The sequence below is a fragment of the Gracilimonas sp. genome (assembly GCF_035704785.1).
In the GTDB taxonomy this organism is placed as follows: Bacteria; Bacteroidota; Rhodothermia; order Balneolales; family Balneolaceae; genus Gracilimonas.
This window is the reverse complement of record NZ_DASSWP010000028.1, coordinates 1-16,074: the sequence shown is the minus strand read 5'-3', so window position 1 is coordinate 16,074 and position 16,074 is coordinate 1. Positions and strand designations below refer to the sequence as shown.

Sequence of the window (16,074 nt, the reverse complement as noted above, 5' to 3'; positions counted from 1 at the left end):
TCGACCTCCAGTCCGGTGTCATCAGAAAGCGAAGGGAGCCGAGTTTCCTTTGATACATATTGAGCTTTTTTGAGGGCATTCCCTTTTAGCGTAGGGCGATCTTCAATAACCTCTCTCAGATTTGGAAAATCTTTTGCAGATAGCACCTCAATTCCCAGCGGACTTAGGATCTGCTGCATTTCCTCAATTTTGTGGGGATTCTGAGAAGCTAAAACCAGCTTGTCTAGTTTCATCATTCTGTCCTTGGAAAGAATTTATAATACATGTTTATACCGCTGCCTAATGTCAATAATGCATTCAATGCAATAAAAATCACATCATCAATCATCACAGAGTAAACGGTTAGCATTAAACTTGAAGAAAAGTACATAATAATAAAAGCTACATTGATCGACGTACTCCCTGCTTTTATGGTATCAATGGTTTGAGGGATCCAGGCTGCTACCAATATTCCAAATCCTGCCCATCCCAGTAATTCTATTCCTGTCATATTCTATCGTCTGTTTATTTTAGCTTGTGTAATAATTCCTGAACTTCGTGCCAATTTAAACGAGGGCCGTATTGAGACACAATTCTGGAACCGGCCAAACTGGCAAGTTTTCCTGAATTAGCGAAACCAAGTTCATTGGTGATGCCATATAGAAAAGCTCCGGCAAACATATCACCGGCCCCGTTTGTATCCACTGCTTTCACTTCGTACGGTTCAATATCGATGAAGGTATCTCCATCATAGATCATAGCTCCGTTCTTGCCCTGGGTGATCACAAAGCGTTTGGCTTCTTGTTTTAATGCTTCCCTTGCTTCAAGCAGATCGCTTTTTCCGGTGAAGGTCTTGGCTTCTTCTTCATTACAGAACAACAGATCTACCGAAGCTCCGATGACATCACGAAACTGATCTTTGAATGCATTTACAATGGAAGGATCAGATAGGGTGATGGCTGTTTTAACTCCATTTTCTTCCGCAATTTTTTTGGTGTGTTTGATGGCATCCAGTCCCGGTTCTGATGCCACTAAATAACCCTCAAGATATACGTACTCCGAATCTTTGATGGCTCGTTCATCCACTTCATTCACCGAAAGCCCGGATGAAATTCCGAGATAGGTGTTCATGGTTCGGTCGGCATCATCGGTGATCATCACCAAACATTTTCCCGTGACTCCCTCTTCTCTTTTTTGCCGGTTAAAGTTGGTTAGGATACCGGCATCTTCCATATCCTTCAGATAAAAATCGCCGAATTCATCATCAGCTACTTTGCAGGAATAGAAAGCTTTTCCGCCAAATTGGGAAACCGCAATTACGGTATTAGCTGCGGAACCTCCTGATTTTTTCTCTGTATCGTTGTGGTCAATGGCATTAATTAAAGTATGCTGAGTGTCTTCATCAACCAACGTCATGAGCCCTTTTTGGACCTCATACTTTTCAAGAAAGTTAGATGTTACTTTGAATTCCAGATCTACCAAGGCATTTCCAATGCCATAAACATTATACTTTTTCTTCATTAATTGCGTGTGGGGCTTTTTAAAATAATTATAGTATCTAAAAATACGGACATGTATTCAGCTTTGAAAACCATTACCCTATTCATTGTATTTCTTTTAACATCATAAAAAAAGCCCTCCTGCCTATTGGAAAGAGGGCTTAAAGTAGCTTTCTAAATCAATTCACTAATTAGTGAACAATAATAGGATCAGCATTTCCGTCGGGATCTCCGTTCACAGTACCATCAGTAGTTGCATTTCCTAATAACAGTACGCCTGCGGCATGTGGAGCAGCCATTGAAGTTCCACTTATTGATCGGTAGCTTCCGTCCTTCCAGGTAGAATTAACACTAACACCAGGTGCAGCATAATCAACAGGGGGATTTCCATAGTTTGAAAAACTAGCCCAGTTATCGTTGCTGTCCATTGCAGAAATGGTGAAAATGTTAGACCCATTTACACGAGCCGGAGAAGAGTTGTTTGCATCAGTGCTGCTGTTTCCGGCTGCCAGTACAAACTTGACACCGTTTGAAGAAGCTCCTAACACCGCATCGTCCAATGCCTGAGAAGTTGGACCTCCCAAACTCATATTGGCGACATCACCATTGGAACCATTTGCCCCAACATGATCAACACCGGCAATAACGCCTGAATATGATCCGCTTCCACGGCTATCCAAAACTTTAACCGGAATCACGGTAGCACCTGCGGCAACACCGATCACACCAAAATTATTATCGATTGCAGCAACAGTACCGGCTACGTGAGTTCCGTGCCCGTTTCCGTCATCCATGCTTTTACCGTCACGTCCAGAGGTAAATGCATTAAAACCACGAGAAGCATCTACATTTAGGTCAGGATGATCTAAATCGATTCCTGAATCAATGATCCACGCTACGTTACTTCCGCTATAGGTAGCACCGCCATTCACTCGGGTAATTCCGTATGGTGTTTCCTGTGTGGAATCACCGCCATCTCCGCCGTCACCATCACCGGGATCGTCACAAGGACCACCGCGCGGGGTTCCGCAAGGAGGAGCAAAAGTATAGATTCTGTCTTTCTCAATGTATTCCACATTTTTATTGCCACGCAGTTTTTCGAGTTGCGAGTCATCTAATTGTGCAGCAAATCCTGCTAATACATTATTGTATTTCGCGACCACATTTGTTTCTGAGAGTTCAACTGACGAAAAAACCTTAGTTCTGACAGCTTCTATTCGCTCAGTTTCTCCGAGCTTGAACTGTCCATCAGTTGATGATTTCATCACTACGATATACTGCCCTTCAATGATATTGTTTTCTGAAAGATCATTGGTATTCGAGACCTCAGTAACATTTTGACATCCTACAACTGCCAACATAAGTACCAATGCCCCGGCAGTTAACTTTCTAATTATGCTAGTATTCATATTTACTACTCTTATTTAGTTAGTGTTTTATTTATACCCGTGTGAATGAGTAACTTATATCATGCCTCACAAATTCTTTTCTTTTAATCGTAAAATTATTAGATACGAATTTATGTTGCACGGATGTATATACATTAAACAGTAGTAGATTTCCACTTTGTTACAAAAAAAATTTCACAATTATTTACAAATGAAGCTAGGTTCTTCACTTCCCGGGAAGAATGCACAGCATAAAATGGCTCCCAATCCGGTTAATGGGACAAATAATCCCAAGAACTACAAACCTGCGAATGATGATTTCAGGAACAGCAGCGTACTGGTTCCTCTGGTCAGCTGGAAGGAAGAACTTGAGATCATACTGACACTCAGAACACAAACCATCAATCACGGCGGGCAGCTTAGTTTCCCGGGCGGCGGAAAAGAGGGTGATGAAACGATCATTGAAACCGCACTAAGGGAAGCTCAGGAAGAGATCGGGTTACAAAGTGAGGGAGTCCATATTGTCGGGCAACTGACTCCGTTATATGTGGGACACTCAGACAATATGGTAACTCCCGTCGTGGCTTTTCTGGAGCAGGAGCAGGTATTCACCCCCAATCCAAATGAGGTGGATGAGATCATATCCGTACCCATTTCTAAACTTGTAGAGGAGCAAAACTTAGTAGAAGAAAATTGGGAGCTTCGCGGTACTCCCTATCGTGTTCCATTTTGGAATATTCACCGGGTTCCGCTCTGGGGAGCTACTGCAATGATGATGAACGAATTGATAGAATTATATAAAGAGTTTTTGGAGACAAATTAGCATTCATAATTTCTCAGAAGTTGTTGTGAATGCCTATCTTCTCATCCTGAAAAACCAAAGGAATATATGTCGCTTTTACTGATCGCAAAAAAACGAGACTTCGACTCGCTGAAAAAAGCCCTCCTCGAGAAAGATCCAAATCTGGATGTAGAGATCTGGCCCCGGGTTGAGAATAAAGAAAGGGTGAATTTTGCTGTGTGCTGGAATCATCCTGAAAAAGTGTTGGGTAATTATCCCAACTTAAGAGCAGTGTCTTCTTTGGGTGCCGGAGTAAATCATTTACTGGATGATGAAAGCCTGTCTGAGGATATCCCTATTTGCCGACTGGTCACTGATTCACTTCAAGATCAAATGGCTGAGTATGTATTGAATGCTATTGTCAATTATCGGCTTCAAATTGATGATTATTTCGAAAACAAAAGGAAAGGAATATGGGAGCAAAAAAGTACGATACCTAAAAAACATACCCCGGTTGGTATTATGGGATTGGGCGAAATGGGAAAAAGTGTTGCAACATTGTTGGTTAAACATGGATATGTTGTTTCCGGCTGGAGTCGCTCTAAGAAGGATATTGAAGGTGTGACTTCTTTTGCCGGGAAATCTGAATTGAACGATTTTCTATCTGATACCAAGATCCTGGTAAACCTCCTCCCTCTAACCGAAGAAACTGAAGGGTTCCTGGATCTCGATCTTTTCAAAAAAATGAAAAAGCCCGGATATTTGATCAATGTCGGGCGTGGTAACCACCTGGTTGAAGAAGACCTGATCTATGCTTTTGACATGGGATACCTTGAAGGCGCTTGCCTGGATGTATTTGAAGAAGAGCCGCTGCCTAAGAACCATTCCTTTTGGAATCGTAAACAGATCATGATCACTCCCCACATTGCGGCAATCACCCCTGCCAACGAAGCCGCTGAAGTGATAGTAGAAAATTATAAGCGTGCGATGTCGGGGATGGAGTTGTTGTTTGAGGTGGATCGGGAGAAGGGGTATTAAGGGAAGCTATCAGCTAAACAATCTTACTGATTGATATCCTACCCAAACAAACGCCAATCCAAAAATCACTTGCACACCAAGATTGGCAAGACTCATCAGTAGTTTCCCATTCTCCCATAGCAAAAAGGTTTCGTGGGAGAAGGTTGAGAAAGTCGTAAATCCGCCTAAAATTCCCACAAATATAAAAAGGCGAAATTCGGGACTACCCCAAGATTTGAGTTCGAATAATCCGGCTAGTAAACCGATCAACAAGCAGCCAATGAGATTAGCAGCTACGGTTCCATAAGGAAATTTGCTATCGGGAAATTGGGATTGAGTGAAAATGGAGATCAGATAACGAAAAACGGCTCCGAGAAAACCACCGGAGCCGACTGCTACTATTTTAAGCAGATCAAGATTCATGCTCAGATGCTCACCTTATGCACCCAGCCAAATTTATCTTCTGCACGACCATATTGGATATCAGTGATCTTGTCGAAGCATTTTTGAGCAAACTCACCGGGCTTCTCACGATCGAGTTTGATATTCTTTCCTTTATGATGGATCAATCCTACCGGTGAAACTACAGCGGCTGTTCCGGAGCCGAATACTTCCTTCAATTCGCCTTTCTCATACGCTTCAAAAACCTCGTCAATAGTAATCCGCCGTTCTTCTACATTCAGTCCCCATTCTTTGGCGAGAGCAATTACAGATCTGCGAGTCACTCCCGGAAGTATCGAACCGGTCAATGCAGGAGTTATCAATGTATCGCCAATGAGAAAATGAATATTCATTGTTCCTACCTCTTCAATGTATTTGTGCTCTTTCGCATCCAGCCAAAGCACCTGGGTATACCCGTTGGCTTTTGCTTTTTTAGCAGGAAGAAAACTTCCGGCGTAGTTTCCGGCCGCTTTAGCCTCACCTGTTCCACCTTTTACTGCACGGACATATTCATCGGTTGTAGTAAGAGATACAGGATTAAATCCTTCAGAGTAATAGGCGCCTACAGGAGAAGTTATGATCTGATAAGTGAATGTATCCGATGAGCGGGCAGCAAGAAGGTCATCAGAGGCAAAAATAAAGGGGCGAATGTATAAAGCTGTACCGGATCTCTTAGGTATCCACTGGTGATCTAGTTTTATCAGTGTCTCCAACGCTTCAATAAAAATTTCATATTCCGTTTCGGGAATACACATCCGACGACATGAGTTATTAAATCGTTCATGATGGGCTTTTGGCCTGAAAATATGTACAGTGTTTTCGTCCGCATAATAAGCCTTCATACCTTCAAACACAGCCTGGCCGTAATGCAGCACATTAGTTGCGGGCGTCATTTTGAATGGAGCGTAGGGCTTGATCAAAGGCTTCCCCCATTTATCATCCTCAAACTCCATTTCAAACATGTGATCAGAGAATTTGCGACCAAACACAAGATTATTAAAATCAACCTCATGAATACGGCTTTGTTCAACCGGTTCTATCGTAATGTTGGTATTTGTAATTATCTCATTCATCATGGTTTTAAAATAACATGTTTCGGATTAAATAACAGTGATCATACCGTTAATAATTGTTCAGCGCTTCCTTTTACCCCGTACTTTGCATTGCCGCTGCTATACCGTTAATATTTAAAAATAAAGCTTCAGTGAGCTTCTCTTTCTCATCCTCGCCTTTTGTATTTTTCCATCTTTCAAGTAACTCTGCCTGAATAAAATTCATGGGATAGGTAAACGGATTTCTAAATAAGATCGAGTTCTGTATTACTTTATTGTGATCTAAAATGTGTTGATAACCGGTGATGGATGTGATCCATTTTTCAGCCTCCCCATATTTCTTGATCAACTTCTCATGGAATTTTGATGACTCAGAATTATAGAGTCCCGAAGTTGGCAAATGAGTACGTGCCATCTCCCGCTGAGAGTTATTCAGTACAGTTCGGAAGAAGGTCCATTCTTTATGCCATTTTTGAAGTACTTCCAATGCATTCTCATTTTTTTGTTGAGCCGCTTCCAATCCTTCTGAAATTCCATACCAACCCGGGGTATTGTATCTAACTTGTGTCCATGCAAAAACCCATGGAATGGCCCGCAAAGTATCAAAGGACATATCATCAGATGAACCGCGCGAGACCGGTCGGGACGCGATCGGTAACTTCCCAATATGTTCGATCGGGGTAATTCCCGAATACCAATCCCAGAATTCAGGATCATCGATCAGTTCACGATATGCTTTCATGGAAGTTTCGGCTAATATTTCGATGATCTCACGCTCTTTTTCCTTACCGGTCAAATACCCACCGGATTCAGAATACTGAGCCATCGTTACCGTAGCCATTGCGTTGACAATCTGCTCAAGATGGCGGTGCGTGATAGATGAAAGCATGTAACGGAATGAGATCACTTCCCCCTGCTCCGTAAATCGAATCCGCCCATTGTTGGCTACCGCAGGCATGGCCACGATCGCCTGATTCGACTGCCCGCCACCACGGCCAACCGTTCCTCCCCTGCCGTGAAATAACCTGAAATCTACCTTATGTTTTCGGCATACGATTCCGAGTTCGTATTGGGCTTTGTCGAGTGCCCAGTTAGCCATCCAATAGCCCCCGTCTTTGTTGGAATCGGAATAACCCAGCATGATCTCCTGAAAGTTATCACGTGAGCTCAAATGCTTGGAATACAGGTCATGCTCATACATCTGCCCCATTAATTCGGCACTGTTTTCAAGGTCTTCAATGGTTTCGAATAATGGAACCACATCCAATTGACTGTCTATTTTTCCTTTAGCATAGCTCCACAGCCCGACTTCTTTGGCGATCAACATAACTTCCATCATATCGCTTATGCCATGTGTCATACTAATGATATAACTCCCAAATATATCAGGGTTTAGTGCCAGCATATCACGGATCTCTTCAAAAACCGTCATCACTTTGTTCGAAATCTCAGAACGCTCACTTTTAACCGGACTCAATGGCCGTGGATTCGAAAGCTCTTTCACCAATACATTGATCTTTTCATCTTCACTCAGCCCACCGTAATTATCTGTGACATTGGCTTGAGTAAACAATTCTTCTACGGTTTCTTCATGCAGCCCGCTGTGTTGACGGATATCCAACCCGCTCAAATGGAATCCGAATGTTTTGGCGCGGATGATGAGATCCTCCAACCTACCCTGCTCCGATAAACCAGAAAGTCCATTTTCAACCAAACTCTGCTTTATCAATTCCAGATCTTCAATAAAGTCCTTTGTCTCGTACTTTTTTGAACCGTTTAGGATCTCAGCCTTATCTCCCGAAAGAAGATCCAGCAGATATTGAATTTTATGCATGATGTGCGTCACCTTCCGCCGATAGATCTCATGCTTATACCTTCTTTGATACCGTTCGGAAAGAGGATATTCCTTCTCATCTTTTCTCACAGACTTTTCCAGCTCCCCTGAAACCGCAGCCTGCTTATCAGAGACACTTAAGTAACGACGGAGTTCATTCAGCTCATTCAGATATAAATTCAAAACCGTACGACGCTGTTCAAGTACCGTTTGCCAGGTCACGTCCGAGGTTACATTTGGATTTCCATCACGATCACTCCCGATCCACGAGCGATACTTCAATATTATGGGGACCTCAGGCCGTTGCCCGTAATAGGTATCAAAAGCCTGACGAATATCACGATACAGAACAGGAATAGAATCCCAAATGGAATGAGTAAAATAGAATAAACCGTTTTCCACCTCATCTTCTACTGAAAGACGCTCTGAACGAACTTCATCGGTTAATAAAAGCAGATTCAGCTGATTCAAAATTTCGCGCCTCAAATCAATTTTTTCATCCGGGGTAATGTCGCTGTCACCCAGACGGGAGATCATGGAAGCCAACTCCTGCTGCTTCAGTAACACACTCCGCCGCCGGGCTTCGGTGGGGTGAGCCGTGATGGTAGGCTGAATATCCATCTGCCGGAAAATATCCATGGCTTCTTCAAAACTGTATCCGTCTTCCTTCATTCTATACACCGATTCTGCAATGCTTTCTTTACGGGGAGATTCCGGGGTTTCGTCAAATTCCCGGCTGCGGTTCACCCTACTGATCTCATGCTGCTCGAGTGAGTTCACCAAGTGAAAGAACATGGTGTACATGCGAAGGACCTCCTTGATCTCATTCAGGGAAAGTCCTTCCATTTCCTTTTGAAGCTTTTTCAAACTTACTTCATCCCCTTCATCCAACGCCTTCGCACTCTCTATGGGGAGACGCCCAAGCTTCTGCACGAAATCATCCCCATGTTTTTCGGCGGCTAGTTCCTCTAAGATCTCCGTAAGCTTCGCAATCCGTCTTGAAAGACTTTGACTGATTCCACTTTTTTCAGCAAGATCGTTAACGGTTTGTTTCCAGTTCATAAATATATTTATTTGAATGAGTGTAAGGGAGTGAATTTATAAGGTAGAAATAATTAAACTCTTTTATACTTTCAGTGATCCCAATTATCACCCATAATTACATAAAATGAGCAAAAAACGTTGCGGATGGGTTGAAGATACCTTTCCCGAATACATTAAATATCACGATGAAGAATGGGGCGTTCCCGTTCATGACGACCGGACACATTTTGAGTTTTTGATGCTTGAAGGTGCTCAGGCCGGACTCAGTTGGTCCACCATCCTGAAGCGTCGCGAAGGTTACCGAAAAGCCTTTGCTAATTTTGATCCCAAAAAAGTCGCAAAGTTTAATGAGGCCAAAATACAGGAACTTCTGAAGGATGAGGGGATCATCCGCAACAAGTTAAAAGTACGATCTGCCGTAACCAACGCTCAGCTATTTCTGGATATTCAGGAAGAATTCGGCAGTTTCGATACCTACATCTGGGAGTTTGTCGGGGGTAAACCGATCATTAATCACTGGAAGAGTATGAAGGGATTACCGGCCACCAGTAAAGAGTCAGATGCCCTCAGCAAAGACCTGAAAAAGCGCGGGTTCAAATTCGTGGGAAGCACCATCATGTACGCACACATGCAAGCCTGTGGGCTGGTGATGGATCATATGGTAGACTGCTTCCGCTACGCAGAATTGAACACCGAACATTGAACATCCGACGTCGAACATCGAGCGATTAACTTCTGCCTTGAATGTTCCTTGTTCAATGTTCGATGTTCTTCTCCAGCCACTCCTCGATCAGATCATCCACATACTTTACCACAAAATCCTCTCTCTCAAGCAATGCAGATGCAACCGCAGAACGTGCTCCGGTACGGCATGAAACCATTACGGGCTTGTCTTTTGGAACTTCATCGATCCGATCTAACAATCGGGTGTGAGCGATATTGAACGCACCGGGAATGTGGCCTTCCTCAAACTCGGATTGCTTGCGGACATCCAGCAGATAAGCTTCCCCCGCATTCAGATACTCTTCTGTTTTCTTAAAGTCGATGGTTTCGGTAGTAAAGAGCTCCCCTCCTTTCTCCCCAAATTCTTTGAGCTGATCAGGTGTTACATAACCGGCGATGTTATCCAACCCAATTCGAATCAGATCCAACGCGGCCTCTCCAACTTTTTCTTCCTCTATGATCAAAAAGATCTGTTCATTTTCTTTGATATATGAACCTGCTACCGTATTGAAGGCTTTATTTAAGGGCGAAAGCAGAGAGCCCTCAATATGGCCATCCATAAATTCATATCGATTACGGGTATCCAGGATCACAGACTGCGAAATCCGAACCTGTCCGATAATCTGTTCCACAGTAGTGTTTTTTGGCTGTGGAATTTCACCAAGAACTTCCGGGCCTTTTTTATTATCCCGTTTCATTCGGGCAAAATATAATGGCGGTTCGGGCTGGCCGTCTAAAATATAATCCACAAATTCTTGTTCAGAGATCGCTGCTTTTATCGAATTGTTAAACCGCTTTTCGTACCCTACCGTTGATTCCGGAATTGTACCTAATGCTTTACCGCAAGCACTACCCGCTCCATGACCCGGCCAGACCTGCCAATAACCCGGCATTTCCTTGAATTTTTGAATAGATTGATACATTACTTTAGCAGAATCAACCATCACACCTTCTTGTCCGGCAGCCGTTTCCAGTAGATCAGGTCGGCCTACATCTCCAACAAAAATAAAATCTCCGGAAAGGATTCCCATGGGTTCATCCGTAGCTGCACCATCTGCTACCAAAAAGCTGAGGTGTTCGGGGGTATGTCCCGGTGTATGTTTTGCGATGAACTTGATGTTCCCGATCGCAAACTCATCGCCATCTTTCAGCAACTGATGCTCATAATCACTCCCCATCACCCACTCGTATTTCCAGTCGGCATCGCCTTCATCCGAAACCAACACTTTCACTCCTTCTTCAGCAAATTCCCGAAGCCCGGAAAGATAATCGGCATGGATGTGCGTCTCGGTTGCAGCGGTGATCCTTAAATTATTTTTTTGAGCGATCTCTTTATAGCGGTCAATATCCCGCATCGGATCTACAACAATAGCCTCACCGGTAGCCTGGCACCCGATCAAATATGCATACTGCGCCAGTTTCTCTTCAAAAATTTGCTGAAAAAACATGAATTGCTTTGGGTTATTTTCCGTTAAACTTCACATCAGAAAATACTACATCTTGAACCCATGAAAAACCATAATGAAAGATTTTTGAGATACGGATTCTATTCCGTCTCAAATCCGGCTTTGGCCAGATCGCTAAATCCGCCTACGTTATATACTTTTCCAAAACCGGCATTCTTCATGATGCGGGCAGCCTGTCCGCTTCGGTTTCCTGTTCGGCAGTAAAGGTAATAGGTTTCATCCTTATTCAAATTATTGAGCTGCGCCTGAAAATCACCATTTGTTAAGTCATATTGATGGTCGGTTTCTGCCAGGTGCCCATCTTCATATTCCGCTTTGGTGCGCACATCAATGATCACGCCTTCGGTCTCGGCTCTCTTTTCTTTGAATTCCTCGGTACTAATGTCAATGCCCATAGTTTTCTCTTTTTTGTCAGATGATCTATTAAATAAATTAAACATGATGATTCCTATAATTGAAAGTATCGCTATTGTTAAAATTGTTTTCTTCATCAGTATTGAACCTTTTCTTTAGTAAAATAAACAAGGTGAATTATATATTAGTTTGAACCGGGGAGAATTCTCTTTCAAGTCCACCTTCTGATTTATAGGCATCAATCGAGTCGGCTACATCGAAGTAGAAGTTTCCGATCGTTAGTCCTTCCGTAATTCCACAAACTTTCAGCTTATCGCGAACCGGACCAATCGTGCCGGCAAAATACAGTTCAATCCCTCGTTCCTTAAGATCCTTGATCAATTCCTTCAGTGCATGCACTCCGGTAGAATCAATGCTATTCATCGCAGATGCATCCAGCACCACCAACTTGAGTTTTTCTCCCTTTCTTTCAATTAACCTGTCAACAGTATTCCGAAAGTGTTCTACGTTGGCAAAATAAAGTTGGGAATCAAAACGATAAATAAGAATTTCCTCTTCCGTTCTGGCTTCCTTATATCGATTCACATTTCTGAAATTTTTGGTTTCTCCCAATCGGCCTAACTCCGTGCTGTGGGGTTTTGTACTGCTGTAGATCACCATTCCCAGAGATATCAATACCCCTATCGCAATTCCTTCTTCAATGCCTAAGGCAAGTGTAGCAATAAAGGTAATCACTAACATAGCCAGGTCCCTTTTATCAGTTCTCCAAAGGTGCTTCATCTCATGTGTATCAAACAATCCGGCCACGGCTACCATAATGATGGCAGCAAGCACAGCACTTGGCAGATAGTAAAACAGCGGGGTTAAAAAGAGCACTGTTAATGCGATAATTACCGCGGAAATGATAGAGGCCATTCCTGTTCTGGAACCGGCTTGATCGTTCACCGCCGTTCTGGAAAACCCACCGGTGGTAGGGTAACTCTGAAATAACGCCCCACCTATATTTGCTGCGCCCAATCCGATCAACTCCTGATTTGGGTCCACTTTGTAGCCATGCTTGTTGGCAATGGCTTTGGCCACCGCAATGGATTCCATGTATCCAACCAATGAGATCACTAAAATGGTTGGGAAGATGAGTTCAAGATCAGCCCAGTTCATGGAGGTGAGTTCAAAACCCGGTAGTCCTTCGGGTATGTTTCCTACAATGGCCACACCGTGTCCATTCAACCCAAATGCATACGTCACGATGGTTCCCAATCCAACCACAACCAAAGCAGATGGGAATGTCTTCTTCCACTTCCTCAGTAAAATAATCGTAGCTATAGATCCAATCCCAATTGCGGCCGTAAACGAATCGATCTCACCAATTTTCTGGAACGTGTTGATCAGGATCTCATGCACGTAATTGGTTCGTGGAATGTCGATGCCCAATAAATTCTTAAGCTGACTCCCACCAATGATCAACGCGGCTGCCGAGGTAAATCCGCTTAAAACAGGATGTGACAAAAAGTTCACTAAAAAACCCATCCGAAAAACGCCCATGAATAATTGGAAAAGCCCCACACCCATGGCGGTCATGATGGCGAGTTGTATAAATCGGTCACTTCCCACTTCGGCTACCTCTCCCACACCGGCTAAAACAAGCAGCGAAACCATCGCCACCGGACCAACGGCTAACTGCCTTGATGTTCCAAAAATAGCGTACAAGATAAGTGGTACGATGGAGGCGTATAATCCGTAAATGGGCGGCAAGCCGGCCAGCATCGCGTATGCCATTCCCTGCGGAATGAGCATGATTCCCACCGTGATACCGGCGTTCAGGTCACCCTTGGCATCCTCACCGGAGTAGGATCTGACCCAGTCTAGTATGGGAATAAATTTGGTTATGGATGATTTGGATTTCATGGTCTGTTTGTTTTCATAATTATCCATGTAGGGACGTTTCATGAAACGTCCCTACATGGATTGGATTCAATATTTCAATTTTTGATTCAAATTTCACCGGCCTTTAAAACCTTTGACCCACCCCTTCCCGATTATCGGGACCCGAGCGGGGAAGCTCCTTGGGATGATAATAAATGAAATCAACTGTTTTGCCACCAAGGAGCCTTCCTCTCCTGGGAGAGGAAACAAAGATGAGGATGTTGCCCGACTAGGCCGAAGCCCCTACTTTGGATTTGTAATTCACCCACTCGTCATCGATAAGTATTACGTCATAACCATTGCGCTTAAGCAGGGCTGTTGCTACTGCAGAACGACCACCGGCCTGGCAATGAACTACAATCTTGCGTTCACTTGGCACTTCTTCCATTCTTGGCAACAGTCGAGTGTGCGCGATGTTTTGTGCTCCTTCAACCTTACCTTCTTCTTCAAACTCAGAAGCTTTGCGTACGTCAAGAATGTGATAATCATCATTGCCGACATAATGATCGATCTCATCGAATTTTTTTACGGTGATGGTCGCCAGCTCACCGCCTTGCTTTTTGTAATGGTCAAGATCGGTTGGGGTTACAAATCCGATGACGTTATCAAGGCCAATTCGGTATAAGTCGCGAACGGCTTCTTTCACTCGGTGCTCTTCTACGATCAGGTAAATGTCTTCATCTTCCGTTATGTAAGAACCGGCTACCGTATTGAATTGCTTGTTCAGCGGAGAAAGCAGTGATCCGGGAACGTGCCCTTCTGAAAACTCATCCCGCTCGCGGGTATCAAGCAATGCTACATCTGTTTTTCCGGCTAATTTTTTCAACTCATTCATGTTGAGGTGTTTGGGCTGAGGAAATCCTTTCAGGATCTTGGGGCCGATCTTATTGTCGCGCTTCATGCGTGCGAAATACAATGGCGGTTCAGGCTGACCTTCCAAAATGAATTGCACAAAGTCATCTTCTGAAGTCGCTGATTTGATCGAGTTGTTGTAACGAAGTTCGTATCCAACCGTTGATTCGGGAACAGCACCCAGGGCCTTTCCGCATGCACTTCCGGCTCCGTGACCGGGCCAGATCTGTATGAATTCAGGTACATTTTTGAACTCTTCTACAGATTTGAATAGTGTTCGGGCTGAAGGCTCCATCACATTGGCTTGTCCGGCCGCAGATTCCAGCAAGTCCGGGCGACCCACATCACCTACAAAAATAAAGTCTCCGGTAGCAATACCGATCGGTTGGTCAGCAGCAGCACCGTCCGTAATGTAGTAACTCAGGTGTTCCGGAGTATGACCCGGTGTATGCCACGCTTTAAACTTAATATTTCCGATACTGAACTCATCGCCATCATTAAGTAACTGATAATCGTACTCACTGTTCTTCAGCCATTCGTATTTCCAGTCTTTATCGCCTTCATCTGAGGCATACACTTTCACACCACGCTCGGCAAATTCCCGAAGACCGGAAATATAGTCGGCATGGATGTGGGTATCTGCCGCACCAACAACAGTTAAATTCTGGCCAGCTGCGTGTTCTATGTACTGATCAATATCACGCATTGGGTCAATTACGATGGCGGTGCCATTTGCCATACAACCGATCATATATGCGTATTGTGCTAGTCGTTCGTCAAAGAATTGTTTGAAATACATAGTGTTTCTCCTCTGTTGTGTTGTTTATAAAATCTTGGAACTCAGATTCAGTAGTCAGAACTCAGTTTCTTCTGAATCCTGTGTTCTGAGTTCTTCTTCATTAATGAGGTAAAGAATTTCTAAGCATACCATAGACGTAGGTTCCTGCAATAGCTGACAATATTGGGATGATCATCACCGTGATACCGCTTCCAAGCAAGGTAAACATCGGTGCGGGACAAGCACCTAACAGCGCCCAACCGAGTCCAAATATGCTTCCGCCGATGACATACCGCTTCCATTGTGAAGCATCTTTAGGAGGAATGGTAATGGGATTCCCTTTTGTGTCTTTGATGTTATTTTGTTTGATGATCTGTATGGAAATGATCCCCACCACGATGGCAAGACCAATGATTCCGTACATGTGGATAGAATCGAACCGGAACATTTCCTGAATTCGAAACCAGGACACTACTTCGGATTTCACCAGAATGAGTCCAAAAGCCGTTCCGATCAATAAGTATTTGAGGTATTCTAATAATTTCATTCAGCTGCTTTTTCCAATTAAAGAATGAGTGGGTAAATGAAGTGGGTCATAAGTAAGCCTCCAATAAAGAAGCCGATCACGGCCATCAGTGAGGCGAGCTGTAAGTCTGACATTCCGGAAATGGCGTGACCTGAAGTACAACCGCCTGCATATCGGGCACCAAAACCTACCAAGAATCCACCCAGCACCAATACAATAAGTCCGGTTGGTGTGCCTAAAGCTTCCCAGGAGATCAGATCAGCTGGAACCAGTCCGCTAAAATCCTGAATCCCAAGTGCCTGAAGATCAGTTATAGTTGATGCTGCCAGATCTATAGGTTCGGGATTCGCGAAAACATACCCGCCTAAAAATCCACCTAAAACAGAACCTACCAAAAAGGTGATGTTCCACCAACCG

At 43.8% G+C, this 16,074-nt stretch carries 16 protein-coding genes; 3 read left to right on the top strand and 13 right to left on the bottom strand.

What is annotated here, in order from left to right; all coding sequences use genetic code 11:
• The 4 genes from VFM80_RS01460 to VFM80_RS01445 form a co-directional block, all read right to left on the bottom strand.
• On the bottom strand, window positions 1-236 hold a 236-nt coding region (locus VFM80_RS01460; protein WP_395068831.1), incomplete at its 3' end, for a non-canonical purine NTP pyrophosphatase.
• Window positions 233-490, bottom strand: a complete 258-nt coding sequence (locus VFM80_RS01455; RefSeq protein WP_395068830.1) for a PQ-loop domain-containing transporter — start codon at window positions 488-490, stop codon at window positions 233-235. The genes VFM80_RS01455 and VFM80_RS01460, both read right to left, overlap by 4 nt.
• A 14-nt stretch (window positions 491-504) precedes the next feature.
• Window positions 505-1,500: an adenosine kinase gene (locus VFM80_RS01450; protein ID WP_395068828.1), complete on the bottom strand. Its 996-nt coding sequence runs from the start codon at window positions 1,498-1,500 to the stop codon at window positions 505-507.
• Window positions 1,501-1,669: 169 nt separating this feature from the next.
• Window positions 1,670-2,887: a S8 family peptidase gene (locus tag VFM80_RS01445; RefSeq protein ID WP_395068826.1), complete on the bottom strand. Its 1,218-nt coding sequence runs from the start codon at window positions 2,885-2,887 to the stop codon at window positions 1,670-1,672.
• A 190-nt stretch (window positions 2,888-3,077) separates the two neighbouring features.
• Between VFM80_RS01445 and VFM80_RS01440 the strand changes: the two genes are divergently transcribed.
• Together VFM80_RS01440 and VFM80_RS01435 are read left to right on the top strand one after the other, a co-directional pair.
• On the top strand, window positions 3,078-3,689 hold the full coding sequence (locus VFM80_RS01440) for an NUDIX hydrolase (RefSeq protein ID WP_395068824.1): 612 nt from the start codon (window positions 3,078-3,080) through the stop codon (window positions 3,687-3,689).
• Window positions 3,690-3,755: 66 nt separating this feature from the next.
• A complete protein-coding gene (locus tag VFM80_RS01435; RefSeq protein WP_395068822.1) occupies window positions 3,756-4,685 on the top strand; it encodes a 2-hydroxyacid dehydrogenase in 930 nt (309 codons plus the stop codon).
• A gap of 9 nt (window positions 4,686-4,694) precedes the next feature.
• Here VFM80_RS01435 and crcB read toward each other — a convergent pair whose 3' ends face one another.
• The 3 genes from crcB to ppc form a co-directional block, all read right to left on the bottom strand.
• A complete protein-coding gene (gene crcB / locus VFM80_RS01430; protein WP_395068820.1) occupies window positions 4,695-5,087 on the bottom strand; it encodes a fluoride efflux transporter CrcB in 393 nt (130 codons plus the stop codon).
• A 2-nt stretch (window positions 5,088-5,089) separates the two neighbouring features.
• Complete coding sequence (locus VFM80_RS01425) at window positions 5,090-6,181, bottom strand: branched-chain amino acid aminotransferase (protein ID WP_395068818.1); 1,092 nt, start codon at window positions 6,179-6,181, stop codon at window positions 5,090-5,092.
• A gap of 70 nt (window positions 6,182-6,251) precedes the next feature.
• On the bottom strand, window positions 6,252-9,053 hold the full coding sequence (gene ppc / locus VFM80_RS01420) for a phosphoenolpyruvate carboxylase (RefSeq protein ID WP_395068816.1): 2,802 nt from the start codon (window positions 9,051-9,053) through the stop codon (window positions 6,252-6,254).
• Between the two features lie 106 nt (window positions 9,054-9,159).
• On the opposite strand from ppc, the gene VFM80_RS01415 reads away from it, so the two are divergent.
• Window positions 9,160-9,738, top strand: coding sequence for a DNA-3-methyladenine glycosylase I (locus tag VFM80_RS01415; RefSeq protein ID WP_395068814.1), 579 nt, complete (start codon window positions 9,160-9,162; stop codon window positions 9,736-9,738).
• Window positions 9,739-9,790: 52 nt separating this feature from the next.
• Here the strand turns inward: VFM80_RS01415 and VFM80_RS01410 are convergent, their stop codons facing one another.
• From VFM80_RS01410 to VFM80_RS01385, 6 genes are all read right to left on the bottom strand, one after another.
• Entirely contained in the window at window positions 9,791-11,206 is a 1,416-nt protein-coding gene (locus VFM80_RS01410; RefSeq protein ID WP_395068812.1) for a rhodanese-like domain-containing protein, read from the bottom strand.
• Between the two features lie 98 nt (window positions 11,207-11,304).
• A complete protein-coding gene (locus tag VFM80_RS01405; RefSeq protein ID WP_395068810.1) occupies window positions 11,305-11,715 on the bottom strand; it encodes a rhodanese-like domain-containing protein in 411 nt (136 codons plus the stop codon).
• 40 nt (window positions 11,716-11,755) lie between these two features.
• Entirely contained in the window at window positions 11,756-13,525 is a 1,770-nt protein-coding gene (locus tag VFM80_RS01400) for a SulP family inorganic anion transporter (RefSeq protein WP_395068808.1), read from the bottom strand.
• Window positions 13,526-13,730: 205 nt separating this feature from the next.
• A complete protein-coding gene (locus tag VFM80_RS01395; RefSeq protein WP_395068806.1) occupies window positions 13,731-15,152 on the bottom strand; it encodes an MBL fold metallo-hydrolase in 1,422 nt (473 codons plus the stop codon).
• A 100-nt stretch (window positions 15,153-15,252) separates the two neighbouring features.
• Window positions 15,253-15,678 carry a DUF6691 family protein gene (locus tag VFM80_RS01390; protein ID WP_395068804.1) on the bottom strand — a complete coding sequence of 142 codons (426 nt, stop codon included), beginning with the start codon at window positions 15,676-15,678 and terminating at the stop codon, window positions 15,253-15,255.
• Between the two features lie 17 nt (window positions 15,679-15,695).
• Window positions 15,696-16,074 (bottom strand): YeeE/YedE family protein (locus VFM80_RS01385; protein WP_395068802.1); only part of this gene is annotated, 379 nt, incomplete at its 5' end.